The sequence below is a fragment of the Saccharothrix sabaoui genome (genome assembly GCF_051756985.1).
Classification (GTDB): Bacteria; Actinomycetota; Actinomycetes; order Mycobacteriales; family Pseudonocardiaceae; genus Actinosynnema.
This window is the reverse complement of sequence record NZ_JBPKJK010000009.1, coordinates 64,620-80,627: the sequence shown is the minus strand read 5'-3', so window position 1 is coordinate 80,627 and position 16,008 is coordinate 64,620. Positions and strand designations below refer to the sequence as shown.

The 16,008-nt window shown below is 67.0% G+C and carries 12 protein-coding genes; 8 read left to right on the top strand and 4 right to left on the bottom strand.

All coding sequences use genetic code 11. The features are described from left to right. Nucleotides 1-166: 166 nt before the first annotated feature. Together ACR807_RS04810 and ACR807_RS04805 are read left to right on the top strand one after the other, a co-directional pair. On the top strand, nucleotides 167-1,084 hold the full coding sequence (locus ACR807_RS04810; protein ID WP_438919967.1) for a DUF1963 domain-containing protein: 918 nt from the start codon (nucleotides 167-169) through the stop codon (nucleotides 1,082-1,084). A 297-nt stretch (nucleotides 1,085-1,381) separates the two neighbouring features. Continuing rightward, nucleotides 1,382-1,687: a hypothetical protein gene (locus tag ACR807_RS04805; protein WP_438919966.1), complete on the top strand. Its 306-nt coding sequence runs from the start codon at nucleotides 1,382-1,384 to the stop codon at nucleotides 1,685-1,687. Between the two features lie 72 nt (nucleotides 1,688-1,759). Here ACR807_RS04805 and lipP1 read toward each other — a convergent pair whose 3' ends face one another. Then, complete coding sequence (gene lipP1 / locus ACR807_RS04800; RefSeq protein WP_438919965.1) at nucleotides 1,760-2,698, bottom strand: LipP1 family hormone-sensitive lipase; 939 nt, start codon at nucleotides 2,696-2,698, stop codon at nucleotides 1,760-1,762. A gap of 102 nt (nucleotides 2,699-2,800) precedes the next feature. Between lipP1 and ACR807_RS04795 the strand changes: the two genes are divergently transcribed. The 3 genes from ACR807_RS04795 (at nucleotide 2,801) to ACR807_RS04785 (ending at nucleotide 5,429) form a co-directional block, all read left to right on the top strand. Further along, nucleotides 2,801-3,460 (top strand): TetR/AcrR family transcriptional regulator, encoded by a 660-nt coding sequence (locus ACR807_RS04795; RefSeq protein WP_438919964.1) that lies wholly within the window; start codon nucleotides 2,801-2,803, stop codon nucleotides 3,458-3,460. A gap of 203 nt (nucleotides 3,461-3,663) precedes the next feature. After that, entirely contained in the window at nucleotides 3,664-4,746 is a 1,083-nt protein-coding gene (locus tag ACR807_RS04790) for an integrase core domain-containing protein (protein ID WP_438919963.1), read from the top strand. Nucleotides 4,747-4,820: 74 nt separating this feature from the next. Then, on the top strand, nucleotides 4,821-5,429 hold the full coding sequence (locus ACR807_RS04785) for a transposase (RefSeq protein ID WP_438919962.1): 609 nt from the start codon (nucleotides 4,821-4,823) through the stop codon (nucleotides 5,427-5,429). 77 nt (nucleotides 5,430-5,506) lie between these two features. On the opposite strand, the gene ACR807_RS04780 is transcribed toward ACR807_RS04785, so the two are convergent. Continuing rightward, complete coding sequence (locus ACR807_RS04780; RefSeq protein WP_438919961.1) at nucleotides 5,507-7,159, bottom strand: DUF6119 family protein; 1,653 nt, start codon at nucleotides 7,157-7,159, stop codon at nucleotides 5,507-5,509. A 5-nt stretch (nucleotides 7,160-7,164) separates the two neighbouring features. Beyond that, entirely contained in the window at nucleotides 7,165-9,342 is a 2,178-nt protein-coding gene (locus tag ACR807_RS04775) for a tetratricopeptide repeat protein (RefSeq protein WP_438919960.1), read from the bottom strand. Between the two features lie 403 nt (nucleotides 9,343-9,745). Here ACR807_RS04775 and ACR807_RS04770 point away from each other — a divergent pair, with 403 nt between their 5' ends. Continuing rightward, nucleotides 9,746-10,720 carry a hypothetical protein gene (locus ACR807_RS04770; RefSeq protein ID WP_438919959.1) on the top strand — a complete coding sequence of 325 codons (975 nt, stop codon included), beginning with the start codon at nucleotides 9,746-9,748 and terminating at the stop codon, nucleotides 10,718-10,720. Between the two features lie 17 nt (nucleotides 10,721-10,737). On the opposite strand, the gene ACR807_RS04765 is transcribed toward ACR807_RS04770, so the two are convergent. Further along, nucleotides 10,738-11,760 (bottom strand): SEFIR domain-containing protein, encoded by a 1,023-nt coding sequence (locus tag ACR807_RS04765; protein WP_438919958.1) that lies wholly within the window; start codon nucleotides 11,758-11,760, stop codon nucleotides 10,738-10,740. Between the two features lie 187 nt (nucleotides 11,761-11,947). On the opposite strand from ACR807_RS04765, the gene ACR807_RS04760 reads away from it, so the two are divergent. Together ACR807_RS04760 and ACR807_RS04755 are read left to right on the top strand one after the other, a co-directional pair. After that, a complete protein-coding gene (locus ACR807_RS04760; protein WP_438919957.1) occupies nucleotides 11,948-12,586 on the top strand; it encodes a hypothetical protein in 639 nt (212 codons plus the stop codon). Further along, nucleotides 12,583-15,663 (top strand): helicase HerA domain-containing protein, encoded by a 3,081-nt coding sequence (locus ACR807_RS04755; RefSeq protein WP_438919956.1) that lies wholly within the window; start codon nucleotides 12,583-12,585, stop codon nucleotides 15,661-15,663. The genes ACR807_RS04760 and ACR807_RS04755 overlap by 4 nt, the downstream gene beginning before the upstream one ends. The last annotated feature ends 345 nt before the right edge of the window (nucleotides 15,664-16,008 follow it).

Genomic DNA, 16,008 nt, shown 5'->3' with positions numbered 1-16,008 from the left:
ACCGAAAGCAAGCCGACCACATCAGCCACGGTCCCTGGCGGGCGTTTCCCACCAGGGACCACCGCCATCCGCTGATCTCTTCCTTTCCGAAGAAATCTGTGAGCGGAAAGCGTTCCTGCCGTCAACCTCCCCGAGAGAGCTTTCATCAATGTGCAACAATGCAGCTGTGGACCGCTACCGGCAATTCCACCAAGCGGCGATCAGCCAGGGTGTCCCGAAGGACGAGGTCGACAAGTTCGCGGGTCAACTCCGATTCGCGGTCTGGCTGAGCGGCGCGCGCGCCGACGAGGAGATCGTCGGCCAAGAGGGAGGGCTGCCCCGGTTGCCGGTGGGCACGGAGTGGCCGACCGACGGGGACGGGTACGCGTTGCCGTTCATCGCCTCCGTGGACTTCGCGGCCCTTCCGCGGGCCGAAGGGCTTCCTCTGCCGACGGACGGCTCGCTGCTGCTCTTCCTGCAGTACGAGGAAGATGCGATGGCTCATTTCAGGCCTGACGGGCAGCCGAAGTACGCGCGAGTTCTGCACGTCCCGGCAGGCACGGAGACGGCGGTGCCGCCATTGCCGCCCGAGCTCGAGGGAATGGATGACCACGGCATGCCGCTCCTCATTCCCGAGCGCACGCTCTCCGCATGGGTCGAGGCGGATCTGCCAGAGTGGATGGAAGAAACCGACGAGCACGCCATGGAATTCCAGCCGGATTACGTGAACGAACTGTTCACGGAGTTGAAGCACTTCGACCAACTGTGCGACATCGTCGACGGTCTTTGGCCGGGGCCTGGCAAACGGATGTCCACGATCCGCATCGGCGGCCACTGCATGGAGATAGGCGGCAGCGACAGCCCGTGGCACCAGATGGCGATCGCGAACCTCAAGAACCGGCCTGAAGCCGGCCTCGACCGTGCGGACACGTGGAACTTCCCCCTGATCGAGGCGGAGGAGCACCGGCTGATCCAGGAATGGGTGCCACTCGCCCAGTTCTACACGCAAAGCGACGTCCACTACGGATGCTTCCTGATCAGCTTCGAGGACCTCGCGGCCAGGCGCTTCGACAAGACGCGCTCGTTCACCATGTTCTCCGAGTAGGTTCCCGGACCTGACGGCGCAGAGGCACCCGCGTCCGACTCGGCCGATCCCAGGTCGGCCGGTCGGTGAGCCATGGCGGTCCGGTGTGCTTCCCGCACATTTGACGCTGTTTCCGGGGAGAGCGCATGACCTTCGCGACCGACGCCCTCGAAGGGCCGGCCAGTCTGCCGCAGCCCGCCGTGTCGGCGGTGACGGGTGCGTTGACGCCGGCGACAGCACCGGCTACCTCCTCGGCCGCCGTTTCGGCGATCGTCTGCGTGCCGGCAAGATCGTCCGCAAGGTGGGTCGACAGCACTGGTGTACCACCGGTTCCCGCCCGCCTCGATCGCGGGCGCCGTGTGCTGGTCGGCGCCGCACATCGGCATCGGCTCCGCAGCGGGCGCCTCGGCGAAGGACATCGAGTCCGTCTTCACCGGAGCGATGTGGGTCCTGCTCGGCGTCGCAGCGGTGTTCGACCCGATCGCCCTGTCCTACCAAGCCATGATCGACGTGGCCGCCCTCCCCGCGGCTTCGAGGACGGGTTCCAGTCCGACAGCGGCGGTTCCGGCTCATCCCGCCGCAGGTGCCGTTCGGGATTCGGACCGGCGAGAACGGCCACCGTGACGAGCCGCGCTCACCGGCGGTGCCAGAACGCCGGCAGCACGGTTGGAGCGCTCACCGTTGGGTGGCCCGCCATCACGCGAAGGCCGCGCCGATGGCGTCGCCGATCTCGTTCAGCACGTCGCGCGAGATCCGGACGTCGCGGGTGAAGGACAGGAATGCGTGGGGTACGCCCTCGACCGCTCGGTGCGTCACCGGTACTCCAGCCTCGCGGAGAGCGTCGGCGTACCGAATGCCCTGGTCGCGGAGCAGATCGAGCTCAGCGGTGACGATGAACGCGGCCGGGAGCCCGGTGAGGTCCTCCGCGCGCAGTGGGGAGACGCGGGGGTCGGCGCCCTCGTCGGGGGTGTTCAGGTAGGCGCCCCAGAACCACTCGAGCCAAGGGCGCGTCAGCAGGGGCCCGGCAGCGCAGTCGTACATCGACGCGCTGTCGTCGAATCGATCGGTCGCGGGATAGGCGAGGGCCTGGAAGGTGATGGCCGGCCCGCCGCGTCGCTCGGCTTCCTGCGCGGCGACAGCGGCGAGGTTGCCTCCCGCGCTCTCCCCGAACAGGGCGATGCGCTTCGGATCGGCGCCGAAGGTGCTCGCGTTCTGCTCGACCCACCGCAGCGCCGCGCAGGTGTCTTCGACGGCTGCCGGGAACCGGTGCTCTGGCGCCAGCCGGTAGTCGACGGAGACGACGATGGTTTTCGACCGCGTCGCGACGACCCTGGCGTAGTGGTCCTGGCTGTCGAGGTCGCCGAACACCCAGCCGCCGCCGTGGAAGAACACCGTCACCGGAGCGGGCGAGCCCGTCGGGATCGTCTCGGGCGTGTAGACGCGGATCGGGACGTCGTGGTCGCCGTTGCGGAAGGTCGTGTCGCGGACCTCCCGAACCGGGACGACGTCACCGGCGAACGAGGCGAACGCACGGCCGGCGGCGCGGTTCTGCGCCACGGTGAGGGTGTTGGCCGCGGGCGCGGGGGTCGCGGCCAAGTTGTCGAGCACGGTCTGGACCTGGGGGTTGAGGGCCATGAGCGTCACCTGTCACGTATGGGAATGATCTTGGAATGAACACTCCAACCGTAGGTATCGCGGGATTGGAAAGTCAATTCCAATCCCGGTAGGCTGAGTCCCGTGAAGACGCGCGGTGTCGAGACGCAGGTCAAGGCAGCGAGCACCGAGGGTGGCCGGCGCACGCGAGACCGCATCCTGCAGGCCGCCGCCGAACTGATGTTCAAGCAGGGCGTCGCCGGCACGAGCATCCCCGACGTGCAACGCCGTGCCCAGGTGAGCGCCTCGCAGATCTACCACTACTTCGGGGACAAGAAGGGCCTCACGGCGGCGGTGATCGACTACCAGAACACCGTGAAGCTCGACCAGCAGCGACCCCTGCTCGACCACCTCGACAGCATCGACGCACTGCGTGAATGGTGCGAAGGCGCCGCCGTCCGTCTGGACGCGGTGCACTGCGCAGGAGGGTGCGAGATCGGCTCGCTCGCGAGCGAACTGTCGGACATCGACCCCTCGGCTCGCCTCGGCCTGGCTACGGGATTCGCCGCGTGGCAAGCAGCGATCGAGTCCGGGCTTGCTCGCATGCGCGAGCGCGGCGACCTCGAAGCCGACGAGGACGTCGCGGCGCTCGCGGTCGCGCTGCTGGCTGCGATCCAGGGCGGCATGCTCCTGTCGCAGGTGAACCAAGACGCCACCCCGTACCGCCGCGCGGTCAACGTGGTCATCGACCACATCGCAGACCGCGTCGCGGCGGCTCGAGTTTCGCGGTCCACCGATCACTGAACCTGGCCAGTCAGTACCGCTTCGACGCGGTGGGCACCTACATCGGATCCGTCACACGAGCGACCTCGTCCATGATTGCGTGATCAACCGACCGTGCCGGATCCGGCGCGAAGAGCGGTGGGACTGTCCCAAGATCGCGTGCCGCTCGAAAAGTCATCGTCGCTGGTAGAGCAAACCTGTCACGGTGTTGCGAGCATGTCCGGGTGATCGTGTCCCTGCTGTTCAAGGTGGCCCGTAGGTTGCTGTCCGTCCCGTCGGTGCTTCTTCGGAGCGAGGCGGCGAAGGACGCCGAGCTGCTCGTGTTGCGGCACGAGAACGCGGTCCTTCGTCGACAACTGGCGGGTCAGGTTCGCTACGAGCCTGCGGACCGGTTCTGGTTCGCCGCCCTGTCCGGGCTGGTGGACCGTCGCCGGTGGCGGGAGGTCTTTCCGGTGACGCCGGGCACGCTGCTCGCCTGGCACCGCAGACTCATAGCTCGTCAGTGGGACTACTCCGCCCGTCGACGCACCGGACGCCCACCGACACGAGCGGCGGTCAAGTCGCTCGTGCTGCGGCTGGCCCAGGAGAACCCTCGGTGGGGTCATCGGCGAATTCAGGGTGAGTCGGCCCGACTCGGCCACAGGATCGCCGCCTCAACGGTCTGGCAGATCCTGCACGACGCGGGCATCGACCCGGCGCCCCGCCGCACCGGTCCGACCTGGAAGGAGTTCCTCACCGCCCAGGCCCAGGGCATCATCGCGGCGGACTTCCTCCACCTCGACACCGTGCTCGGCAAGCGCCTGTACGCGCTCGCGTTCCTCGAACACGGCACCCGACGCCTGCACATCACCGGCGTCACCGCCCACCCGACCCAGGCATGGACCACGCAACAGGCCAGGAACCTCGCCACCGACCTCGGACACCGGATGGAGTCCTTGCGCTTCCTGATCCGCGACCGCGACGGCAAGTACGGCCAGGCGTTCGACGCCGTCTTCCGGGCCGACGATCTTCGCGTGGTCACGAGCGAGCCGCAGGCGCCCCGGATGAACGCCCATTGCGAACGGGTCATCGGCACCATCAGACGCGAACTCCTCGACCACATCCTGATCACCGGCGAGAGCCACGCACGTCAGATACTCACGACCTACGAAGACCACTACAACCGGCACCGACCCCACCAGGCCCGAGACCAGCTACCACCCGAAGCCCGGCAACACCCCGCCGCGGTACACGACCTCGACACCCACAGAGTGCTCCGCACCCGCATCCTCGGCGGACTCATCAACGAGTACAGACACGCCGCCTGACCAGCAGCGATGACTTCTCGAGCGGCACACCCGACCGGCCGGGCGGTCGAGCGTGACGAGGAGGCGATCTCCGCTTGGCGCACCGAGGTGTGGCCGCGGGTAAAAGATCAGCCGCCCGGACCGGGGCCTGGATCTGCTTCGCCGACGAGTCCGGAACCTCGCTGAGCCCGCCGGTGCGCCGCACCTGGTCCCCGCTGGGACGCACCCCGGTCCTGCGGATCACCGGCAGGGAACGCAAGCGGATCTCCCTGGCAGGCATCTGCTGCTACCGGCCGGACCGGACCCCGCGGTTGATCTACGCCACCCGGTCGGGCGGGTTCACCCACGCCGAGTTCCCCGCCCTGCTGTGCCATCTGCACCGCAGTCTGGGCACCCCCGTCGTGCTGGTCTGGGACAACCTGCGCGGCCACATCACCGGCAAGACCAAGGAGTTCACCACGGCCAACACCGCCTGGCTGACCGTGGTCCAACTCCCCAGCTACGCACCCGAGTTCAACCCGACCGAGAGCGTCTGGGCCCATCTCAAGACCAACGCCCTCGCCAACCTGGCCGCCCGCAACCTCGCCGAACTCACCAAGGCCGCCCACCGAGGACTACGCCACATCCAACGCCACCCCGCATTACTCACCGGCTTCCTCACCGGCACCGGCCTCACCCTCGACCCAACATTATCAACCCCATAATCAAAGGTCGTTAGTGAAACCTCACATACAGCGACTTCGAGGATAATTCAGCTCGCGCGAGGCTGTCCCGCTCTCGGCTACGGGATGACCGAGATCCACATCGGGATGCCGAGGCGCTGGAAGATCATCGTCGCCGAGGTGAGCTCGGACTTGGCGAAGGAGAACAACGAATCCATGCTCAGCGGTCGATCGCTGCGGTGTATGGCGTAGACGACGGCGCTCGGGCGGTTGCCGAGGACTCCGGCACGACCAGGATCGAGCTCGTTCACTCTGTCGACGAACATGTCCCATGTGGACTTCTCCACTAGGTTCTCCACGGCAACGATACCCTGGGCGAATAGGTGGCTCAGCGGGCCGGAACCGGTTCGTGAGCTCACCCGCTTCACGTGGATCAATTCCTGGTTCGGCCCGAGCAGATCGCAGGCCTCGAAGCCCTGCTTTCCCGTAGGACGCAGGAGCTTCCGGTCCAGGCACAGGAAACCCTCCAGTGTTCCGGCGTGCAGGTTGTACGCCTGCTCATCGCGATTACCCGCGGCATCGGGAAGTGCTTCTCGCCAAGCAGGTAGCTGCCATGGCGGGTCGGACCGGAAGGCGGCCTCAATGACGCGGTCGACGTGGCCGCGGTACTGGTCGGTCAGGTCGTACCAGTAGCCGTCGAGCAAGACGAGGCGTTTTCCGCTTGCCAGGTCGACCTGGGCGGTGAGCCAGTGCAGTGCGGTGACGTCATCGCCGAGGCGGTCGTCGTCCTCGAAGTAGCCGGTGATGCGACCAGACTTGAGGACATGGGCGTAGGAGTCGATCTCCGTCTCCACCAACCCGTCACGGATGTGGGCGAGTGTCAGCTCGCTGGTATCGATCGTGCTCTGGCCTACCTTGCCTCGGTAGCTGACGACGTCCAGGCCTGCGTGGTACGCCGCCGGGTAGGCGACGCTCACCGAGTCGGCGCGGTCGCGCAGGTCGTGCCCCAAGCGTGCCCAAGCCTCGGGAAGGAAGTCGGCGTCGGACGGAACTCGGCTGATCCACGTGAGCGGCTCCAGTTCCGGCAACGGCGGCTCGCTCAAGACCCGGGTGATCTCACGGAGGTCGTCGATGAGGTTCACCCGATCCGACGGTATGGGCAGCCGAACGCGTTTGGTGCAGTCGATCGTGATGCGACGTTCCGACTTGCGGACCTGACTGATCCGCAGGGACTCCGTTGACCTGATCCTGCCCACGATCTGCCCCACTAGTTCGGCGTGCTCGCGGATGCCGAACGACCAGAGCGAAGTGCCGCCGGGAACGGTATTCCGATCAATGCGAGCTTTGCTGCTGAAATGGGTCCGGCTGATGGTCCGGACAGCAGCCGAGTCGAGCACCCGCAGGGCCAGGTTCAGCCCGAATTCGTGGTCGATGGCACCGGAGCGCAGCATACGCCAACCGCCGCCGAACGTGAGCGCGAAGGCCTCCTGTCCGATGCGGACGAACAGGATCGCCGAGGACTGGGCGCCCCAGAAGTTGAGCGATGTGCCGGTCAGGCCCTCGATCAGTGCCGCCCATGCGACCCTGGTGGGCTCCGGGCTGCCCGTCACGAGCAGGGCCTCGTCACCGAGCGCGGCGACAGGTGCCGCGACGTAGGCGTCGTCGGCGCTGCTCTTCGGACGAGCCCAGCAGTCCGCGAAACCGATGCTCGGACGCAGGCGGTAGAGGTTCGTCGTCCGAGCCGACTCCGGGGTTGACGCGTAGCTCTCCACCGCGGTTACCTTCGACTTCCGCGGTCGAGGTCGTGGTGGGCGATAGCTTCGACGACGGTAGCGGGGTTGACCCAGACCGACTGGGCTTCCGCGTGCCGCCACAGGTCAGCGGCACGGGACCAGCGGCCCTGGCGGGACTCGACGTTGCCCAGACCGAGCAGGGCACGGGTCATCTCGTAGCGGCTGTCCGCCTGCGCGGCGAATTCGACTGCTTCGCTGTAGTGCCGGCAGGCGTCGTCCAGACGGTCTGCGTGGAAGTCGACCCAGGCCAGGCAGTTGGTCCCCATGGCTGCCTCCAGCGGTTGCCGCGCCCGAGCTACCGCCTCACGGGCGTACTCGGCGGCAACGTCGTGCCTACCCACCGCCGTGGAGGCGAACGCCAGTCCGCGCAGGGCGATCAAGGTGTTGCGGGTCAGGCCGGTAGACCGGTAGAAGTCCAGCGCGGCGTCGAGGTCGATGATCGCCTCCTCAGCGCGCCCCTCGTACAGCCGCACCCAGGCGAGGCTGGATCGCGCGTCGATCTGCCCGCGCCGGTCTCCGGTCTCCGCGTGGACGGTCTGGGCACGCAGGTGCGCCTCGGCGGCCTCAGCTAGATCACCCATTTCCACGTGGGCCATGCCGAGGCTGTTCAGGATCATCGCCTGGGCGGCCCGATCACCCAGGGCGTCCGCGGTGGCGAGGGCGGTGCGATGGGTGGTCACCCATGGCCCGAAGAGGCGGTCGGCGAAGAAGAACCCCCGCAGGACGAGCGCGAGCTGCCAGGACCGTGCGTCACCGGCCGCCAACTCGACCACGCCTGTCAGCATGGGCCACCACGCGAGCAACCACTTCCTCGCCGTGTCCGCGTCCCGGAACGGGAGCCGCGCGGGAGGAGGCGGTGTACACGGGAGGTGGCGGTGCGGTTCGATCAGGCGATCGGCGGCCGCCGCGGCACCCAACGCGAGGTCGATCAGCCGCGACGTCGCGGCCTGGCGAGCCTGGTCGCACACATCGGATACCGCCTGATGCACGGCGAACGCTCGAACCAGGTCGTGCAGCCCGATGTCACCGTGCTCGTCGCGGGTGATCAGATTGGCGTCGTGCAGCCGGTCGAGGGCTTCGTCCACGGGTTCACCGCTCAAGTCGAGCCAGGCCTCGATGGACCATTCCGCGATAGTTCCGTAGGGGTGGATGGTGAGCAGGCCCAAGAGCTTGCGCTCGGCGGGCGGGAGAGTGCTGTAGGACAGGCCGAGCACACCCGTGACACTGCGTTCGCCATCGTCCAGCGCGGTCAGGAGACTGGTGCGGCGGTCGACGAGCGTGGCGAACCGGGTCGCGGTCCACGATCCGGTGGCGAACCTGGACGCCGCGATCCGAATCGCCAGCGGGAGCCCGCCGCACTGCCGCACCAGTTGCACCACGGCGGCGTCGTCGACCGAGGGACGCTCACCGCAGATTGCCCGGAACAGGGCGACCCCGTCGGAGTCGTCAAGCATTCCGAGAGGCACACGAATCGCTTCGTCCATCGCGGCGAGGTGGTGGCGGCTGGTCACGATCAGCCTGCTTGACAAGCCTGCGGGAATCAGCGGAACGACCTGGTCGGTGGATCTCGCGTTGTCCAGCACGACCAGGACGTTGCGCGTAGAAAGGATCTCGCGCGCCATCGTGATCCTGTCGTACGGGTCGACTGGGATCAGGCTGGCGTCGGTTCCGAGCTGGCGCAGCAACCGGTACGCTGCGTCCACGGCGCTTAGCGCAGGCTCGGCCGAGTAGCCGCGCAGGTCAACGAACAGGATGCCGTCGAGGAAGTTCGTCCCCACCAACTGTGCAGCCATGACCGCAAGCGTGGTCTTGCCCGAGCCCCCGAGGCCGGTGACGACGACGACCCGGTTGTCCTGCGGTGCGGCGATGACGTTGGTCAGCAGCTCCAGCTTCGGCCCGTGACCGACGAAGTGGCGGGGGGCGGCGGGCAGAGCAGAACGGTGCATGGACTTGGCCCGGCCGGTGGTGAACAGCGCCAACAACTGCCCGTTTGCCCGGAGTGCGCGATCATAGGCGTTGACGAGGTCGAACGAGGGGTTCTCCTTGTTGTTCTCGATCTTGCTCAGATGCCCCTTGCTGTAATCGATCATCCTGGCGAACTCGGCCAGCGAATGGCCGCGCCGGTCTCGCCAGCGGCGCAGGTCCGAGCCGATGTGACGCATCAGTGGGATCTCCTGTGGTGAAGGTGGTAGTCCGGTCCACGATTCACGGCCGTGGACCGGACGGGTGGCTACCCGAGCAGGAACAGCGGGGCGTCGAGCACGGTGGGGAGCAGGTGCGTGTGCATAGGTCTTCCCTTCGGCAAAGCGTTCGCGCACGCCGTCGTACGACAAACGAATCACTGGTGCTTGGGTCGGTCGACCGGTCGGTCTGCCCAATCTTGGGCGAGCCAGGCGAACGCGGTGAAGGGGTTTCCAGCGGGGAAACGGTTTCGGTACACGACAGGACCTCTGCCTGCGGCGTTTCAGGGGTTTCCGAAACGGTGCGCCAGCCATTCGGCGCAGTGGCGATCACGTCGCCCGCCGGTACACTGCGCGACCAGGGCATCGCACCGGGGGTGGACGGATGGACACGGTTAGCGACAGGCGAAGTGGCAATACCGAGACCCTGTTCAATGAATTGAAGTTGCTGCGCAAAGGGTTTGGAATCAACGGTTCTCAACCGATCGACGAGTTCGGGCCCGTGGTTCGCCTGGTCAGCGGCGCAATCGAGAGCGACACCGAGTGGCAGACCCGCCAGAAGATCCGCGCCACGTTCGACCGTCTGTCCGACGGTTTGAGGGAGCCGTACCGGACTGTCGCCCGTGCGGCGCTCGGCTTCGACGCACCACCCTTGGTCCGCTACACCGAGCGTCTGGTGGCCCTGGCACCGCAGGTGCCCGCGCTTAACCTGAGCCCGCGGTCGCTGCAACGCCGCAGCGACGAAGCGCTGCGGTTGCTCGCCGAACGCGCGCTGGCCGAACAGCGCGCCGAGGTGGCCGCCCGGAACCGGGCACCCTGGCATACCACTGTTCTGCGGACGAGAGTGCTGCTGGACCAACCGGAGGTCGAGGTGATCGAGACACGCAGGTTCACCAGCCATGTGAGCGGCCTGGACGTGATCCGGCACTCCCTCACGGTCGCGCCGCCCGGAACGGACGACCGCGACGCCGTGGGTGGACTGCGACTGCGTATGCTCTCCGGCGGAGAAGTGACCGCCACCCGGCGCGTCGCCGCCACTCGCGTCGAGTTCGACCTGCGACTCAGCCGCGTACTCGATGCCGACGAGGAGCACGACATCGAGTTCATGGTCGGGGTGCCGGTCATGTCGCCGTACTACGTCTGCACACCGGCCTACCCCTGCGAACTGTTCGACCTGCGGGTTCGGTTCGGCCGCTCGCGCGGGCCGAGCCGGGTCCAGGTAGTCGACGGCGCCTTCGCCCACGAGGCGGGCGACCCCACGGTGCGCCGAGCCACCGTCGGCCTGGACCCGGTCGGCGAGGTGCGGCACGTGTTCCGTGACCTCGCGCCGTACCGGTCCTACGGCCTGCTGTGGGCCTAGCGGCACCAAAGCCGGCCCTAGCGCAGGATCGGATTGCCCCACGCCAACTCCGGCAGCCGCGATGGCCGCCAGTCCGCATCCGCCCCGCGCATCAGGTCATTGGCGACTGTTCGCCATGACCTCGACATCTCCAGCCGCAATCGCAGCGCGCCCGCGACGTCGACCCTGATCATCTCCGGGGTCCCGGGCAGCACCTGGCGTTCGAACTGCGCGACCCCGTCGACGTGGACCTTGAAGAGTCCGACCTGAGACCGCTCGGTGTCGTCACCGAGCACCCCGATCGCCGAGCACATCGTCTGGAACCGGCCACCGAGGTCCAGGTCCAGGAAGCCCGTGGCTTCGGTAGATACCGAACTCGGTCGCATGACGATGCTGTCGGCGTACCGCACCCCTTTGAGGACCGCGTCGCCCGACCGGAGGTCTGGCGTGCTGAGCACCCAAGGCATCCGCGCCACCGTCAGCGGTTCGGCCGGCGGTGTCGTGCGCGCTCCCCCGCGCCACACACCGCGCTCGGGCATCTGGTGGCGGCCATCGCCGGTGATCGCGGCGATGAGGTCGGCCACCCCGTCCTCGGTGAACTCCGAGATTTCGAACCTCGTAGTGGAATAGGCGTTGAGAAAGATGGGGATCTCTTCGATCGAGCGCCCCGGGAGTACCACCGGGAGGATCCGCTCGGTCTGTTCCTTGAGGTTCCTCGTGAGGTTGTCACGAAGAATCGCGGCCTCAAATTGAGCACCCCGGCCCTCGTGGGGCGATGCCATCCCGTCCGCTCTCTGTTTGAACTTCGGTGATGCGATCACCAGGATGAAGTTCGCCTCGGAGAGCTGTTCGATCGCCCACAAGGACCAGTCCCGGCGGACGTTGTCGTACCAGAGGTCCACATGCACGTCGAGGCCCATGCGCATACGGAGGAAAGTCGCTAGTCGGTGCACTTGCTGTTGATGCTCGGGCGTGTCATGGGAATAGCTGATGAACACGCGCGGGGCCGCATCGTCAGTGCCGCCCACGGGTTCCCGAGCAGAGAGGTTCCCGTTGGTCACATCACCGATCGTGCCTCCTCCGGAGCTATGGCGCAGCGACCGGACACGCAGTTGTCCAGAAACTGTCGTACATGTGTCGAGTTTTTCCTCTGGGCCGCGCTCGGCGCCGTCGCCTACTATTGCGGCCGAATCGCCGTCACCGGTGCGTGTCCACGAGCTCGATCTCGCGGACACGGGAGGAGTTGGAGTGGCAGACCGACTGGGGCACAAGCAAGCTGCGGTCATGTTCATCCTTATGGCACTATCGAGGGAGGTTTCGAACACCGAATTGCGCGACACCGTCGGGTTTCCCCTTGACGGCGAGGAGCGGCGCGACCTCAACAACAGGAGCTTGGTGGAAAGCACCAGGCCGAAGCCGACGAGTTCCTTCGTGCACCGACTGACAAACAAAGGTTTGATGTGGTGTCAATCGGAGATGAAGCACGGCGAACCCACGCCGCCACGCCCGCGCAGCACCCTGGCGATCGCCCTGTACACGCTGCTCGGCGCGCTCGAGCAGTACCGGCAGCGTGAAGGGCTGCGGCTTGAGGAGATCTTCACGCCGGAGGTCGAACTGACCGAGGCTGAGATCGTTGAGCGGGTCCACAGCGCCTACTACAAGCTCGCCAGGGGATCGCGCGCCTGGGTGTCGCTGACCGACATGCGGGCGATGCTCGTCCAAGCGCGTCGGGAGGACGTCGATGCGGTGCTGAAGGAACTCGACCGGTCCGGCAAAGCGCACCTGGTTCCGGAATCCGACCGCAAAGTGCTCACTGATGCCGACCACGCCGCCGCGATCCGACTCGGCGGCGAGGACAACCACCTGATCTCCATCGAGGCGTCATGACCGACCGGCGTGCGGCTCTGGCCTCGCTGCGGATCAACTGGGCCAACACCCCCGACGATGTCTGGCAGGACTCCGCGTGGCACGTCGACGCCCTACACGCCGAGGCGGTGACGGCCATCGACAACGCCGTCGCCGACGCGCGCGGCAGCATCGGTCCCAGTCCGATCGGCCTGGTCCTGCAGGGGCAGAAAGGAGTGGGGAAGACGCACCTGCTGGGTCTGGTTCGGCGGCGGGCGCACGAGCAGGGCGGTTATTTCTTCCTCAACGACCTCACTGCGGGCGACGCGTTCTGGGAGAACACTGCCGAGTCACTGCGGCGCGGGCTCTCCCGCGACTCAGACGACGGCACCACCCAGTTGAGCCGGTTCCTCAGGCGTGCCTGTGAGCGCGGTCGCGTCAACCCAGACGTGTCCACCCGTATCGTCGACGGGTGGCCGGTAACGCGGGAGGACCTCGACGCGTTTCTCGCGGGCCTGCGCACACTCGACCGGCAGGTCGCGATCGAGTGTTCCGACACCGCGCGGGCGATGGTGCTGTACGCGCGGCACGACCCCGAGACAAGCTACGTCGGTGAATGCCACCTGACCGGGGTCGACGAGAACAAGTCCGATGAGCGGACTCCTTGGGGCATCCGGGCCACTCCCAAACCCGCCATGACCCGGGTCCAAGACATCACCCGACTGCTGGCGCTGAGCGGGCCGGTGGTAATCGGTGTGGACCAGCTCGACACCCTGATCGCCCAGTCCCAACGGCACGGCAGCGACTCTGGTCCGGCTGGGGAACTCCTGGTTGCGAGGATCGCTGACGGCTTGATGCGGTTGCGCGAGCTCACCCGGCGCACGGTGACCGTGCTGATGTGCCTGCCCCGCACCTGGTCGAGCATCGGCGCTGCGGCATCCGACACGGTGAGCGACCGGTTCCGCGAGTCGCTCATCCTCAACCGCGTCGCCGACGGCGATGTCGGGCGCGCTCTGGTCGAACGGCGCCTGTCCGTCGCCTACCAGGCGACGGGCTTTGACCCGCCGCACCCGACCTGGCCGGTCGCGCCCGAGGCCTTCGAGGGGGGCTGGGAACAGCAGACGCCGCGCGAGCTGTGGAAACGGCTCAGCACTCACATCGACGCGAGCCTGCGGGCAGGCGAGATCAGCGAACTGACTACCTTCACCGACGACGGGCGCGCTGCAGACCGGGACCACGCGGCGGTGGACCTGGCGGTCGAGCCGGGTCGGTTTGATGAGCTGAATGAGGAGTTCGAGAAGCTGCGGTCGGCTGTGAACGTCGAGTCGCTGCTCGACCCGGCCGCCGAGGACGGGGTGGTCCGCGCGGTCCTGTCCGCCGCTCTGCGCTCGTGGGTCACCGAGCTGGGCGGGCACCGCATGGAATGGGAACGTGGTCCCGACGCGAGTGACCTGCACGTCCGGCTGATCCACACGGTGGACGAGGCGTCCGATTTGACTGAGCAGTGGGCGTTCCGGATGATCTCGGCACCGCATCACAACGCCGTGCTCAGCCGCCTGCGCAAGGCCAAGTCCGCGGCAGGGCTCGAGATGGGTGGCAGCAATCGCCTGGTCATCATCCGCAACGGTCACTGGTCCCAGGGGCCGACCACGTCCGCAGAGGTTAAGGCGTTCGAGGCGGCCGGTGGCACGCGGTGCATGATTTCGGACGACGATCTGCGGACGTTCTGGGCGCTGTCGCAGATCTGGACGGAGAGCGCGGAATTCCTCGCGTGGCTGGTCGATCGCAAGCCCGCGAGTAGCTCCGAGCTACTGTCGAGCGTGTTGCCCACCGTCGTCGAGAGTGGTGGCGGAGCCCGAACCGCACCGCTGTCGAACACGGTGCCGCTGGGGACCGCGGCAGACGGCCGGGCGGTGACCGTTGAGCTGGCCGAGCTGCGTCAGCACGCCGCGGTGTTCGCCGGTTCGGGCTCCGGCAAGACTGTGCTGCTGCGCCGCATCGTGGAGGAGTGCGCCCTGCGTGGAGTGTCGGCGATCGTGCTGGACCCGAACAACGACCTCGCGCGGCTCGGCGATGCCTGGCCGGATCCTCCCTCGGCCTGGGCCGCCTACGACGCCGACCTGGCGCGACGCTATCTGGACGAGACCGATGTCATGATCTGGACACCCGGCTGGACTGCCGGGAGGCAGCTCACGCTGCGGCCGCTGCCGGACTTCACCGAGGTCCTCGGCGACCCCGACGAGTTCGAGGTCGCCGTCGAGATGGCAACGGGGACCTTGGGGGCGCAACTGCGGATCACGGGCACTACGGGGCGTGCGAACATCCGGCGAGCCGTGCTGCGGGAGGCGATCACTCACTACGCGACGAACGCTGCGAGTGGTGCGAGTGGTTTGCCCGGCTTGATCGCGCTTCTGTCCGATCTACCGGACGACGCCAGCACCCTCAACGACAGTCGCCGCATCGGGGCCGAACTAGCCGAGGCTCTCAAGGCAGCGATGGTGAATGACCCGCTGCTGGCGGGGGGCGGCGAACCGATCGACCCCGGCGTGCTCATCACTCCGCCCCAGGGCAAGCGCGCGAAGGTATCAGTAATCAGTTTCATCGGCCTGCGCGCGGAGGAGCAGCGGCGCAACTTCGTCAACCAGTTGCAGATGGAACTGTTCGCGTGGATCAAACGCAATCCGGCGGGCGACCGCCCCCTAGGTGCTCTGTACGTGATGGACGAGGCTCAGTCCTTCGCCGGGGCGGGGTCGATGACCGCCAGTACACATAGCACGATTGTGCTGGCCTCACAGGCCCGCAAGTACGGCCTCGGCCTGGTTTTCGCCACCCAGGCACCAAAGGGTTTGCACAACCAGGTGGTGGGGAACGCGATGACCCAGTTCTACGGCCGCCTGAACAGCAACGTCCAGATCGATGCGGTGAACGACCTCGCCCGAGCGAAGGGAACGCCGGTCAAGGACATCTCCCGCCTGGCACGCGCGCAATTCTACCTCTCGGGTGAGGCATCCGGCTTCCACAAGATCACCACACCGCTGTGCCTGACGCACCACCCCGCCGCGCCGCTCAGCCCGGAGGAGGTGGTCGAACGCGCCCATGCCGCCAGAAAGAACCTATGACGAACATGTCCCTACACCCTCGAACTGAGCCTCTGCACTCATCCTGGACGGTTCGACGCCTTCGACACTAGGGGCCACGACTCGACAGGGACGAACGGCGGTGTCGATCCGCAAGGCACCTTCGTATTATCTGGGCCATCCTTGTTTTCGGTCGACGCGTTCTTTCTCTGTGCGGACCGCCACGCAGCGACCCGCGCGACTGCCTGAGGTTCCCCCGATAACCCGAGGCGGTTGTCACCTGGATCGGGTCGGTGATGCCGGGATGGCAGTCGGTTCGGCCTGGGTGGCGTGCCAGGCGGCTTCGTACTCGTCGGGGCTAAGCCTGCGCAGCTCGGAAAGACATCG

Coding starts and splice junctions, on each gene's coding strand:
- lipP1 (WP_438919965.1), bottom strand. CDS start 2,698: ATGGCCCTCAACCCCCAGGTCCAGACCGTGCTCGACAACTTGGCCGCG.
- ACR807_RS04775 (WP_438919960.1), bottom strand. CDS start 9,342: ATGCGTCACATCGGCTCGGACCTGCGCCGCTGGCGAGACCGGCGCGGC.
- ACR807_RS04770 (WP_438919959.1), top strand. CDS start 9,746: ATGGACACGGTTAGCGACAGGCGAAGTGGCAATACCGAGACCCTGTTC.
- ACR807_RS04755 (WP_438919956.1), top strand. CDS start 12,583: ATGACCGACCGGCGTGCGGCTCTGGCCTCGCTGCGGATCAACTGGGCC.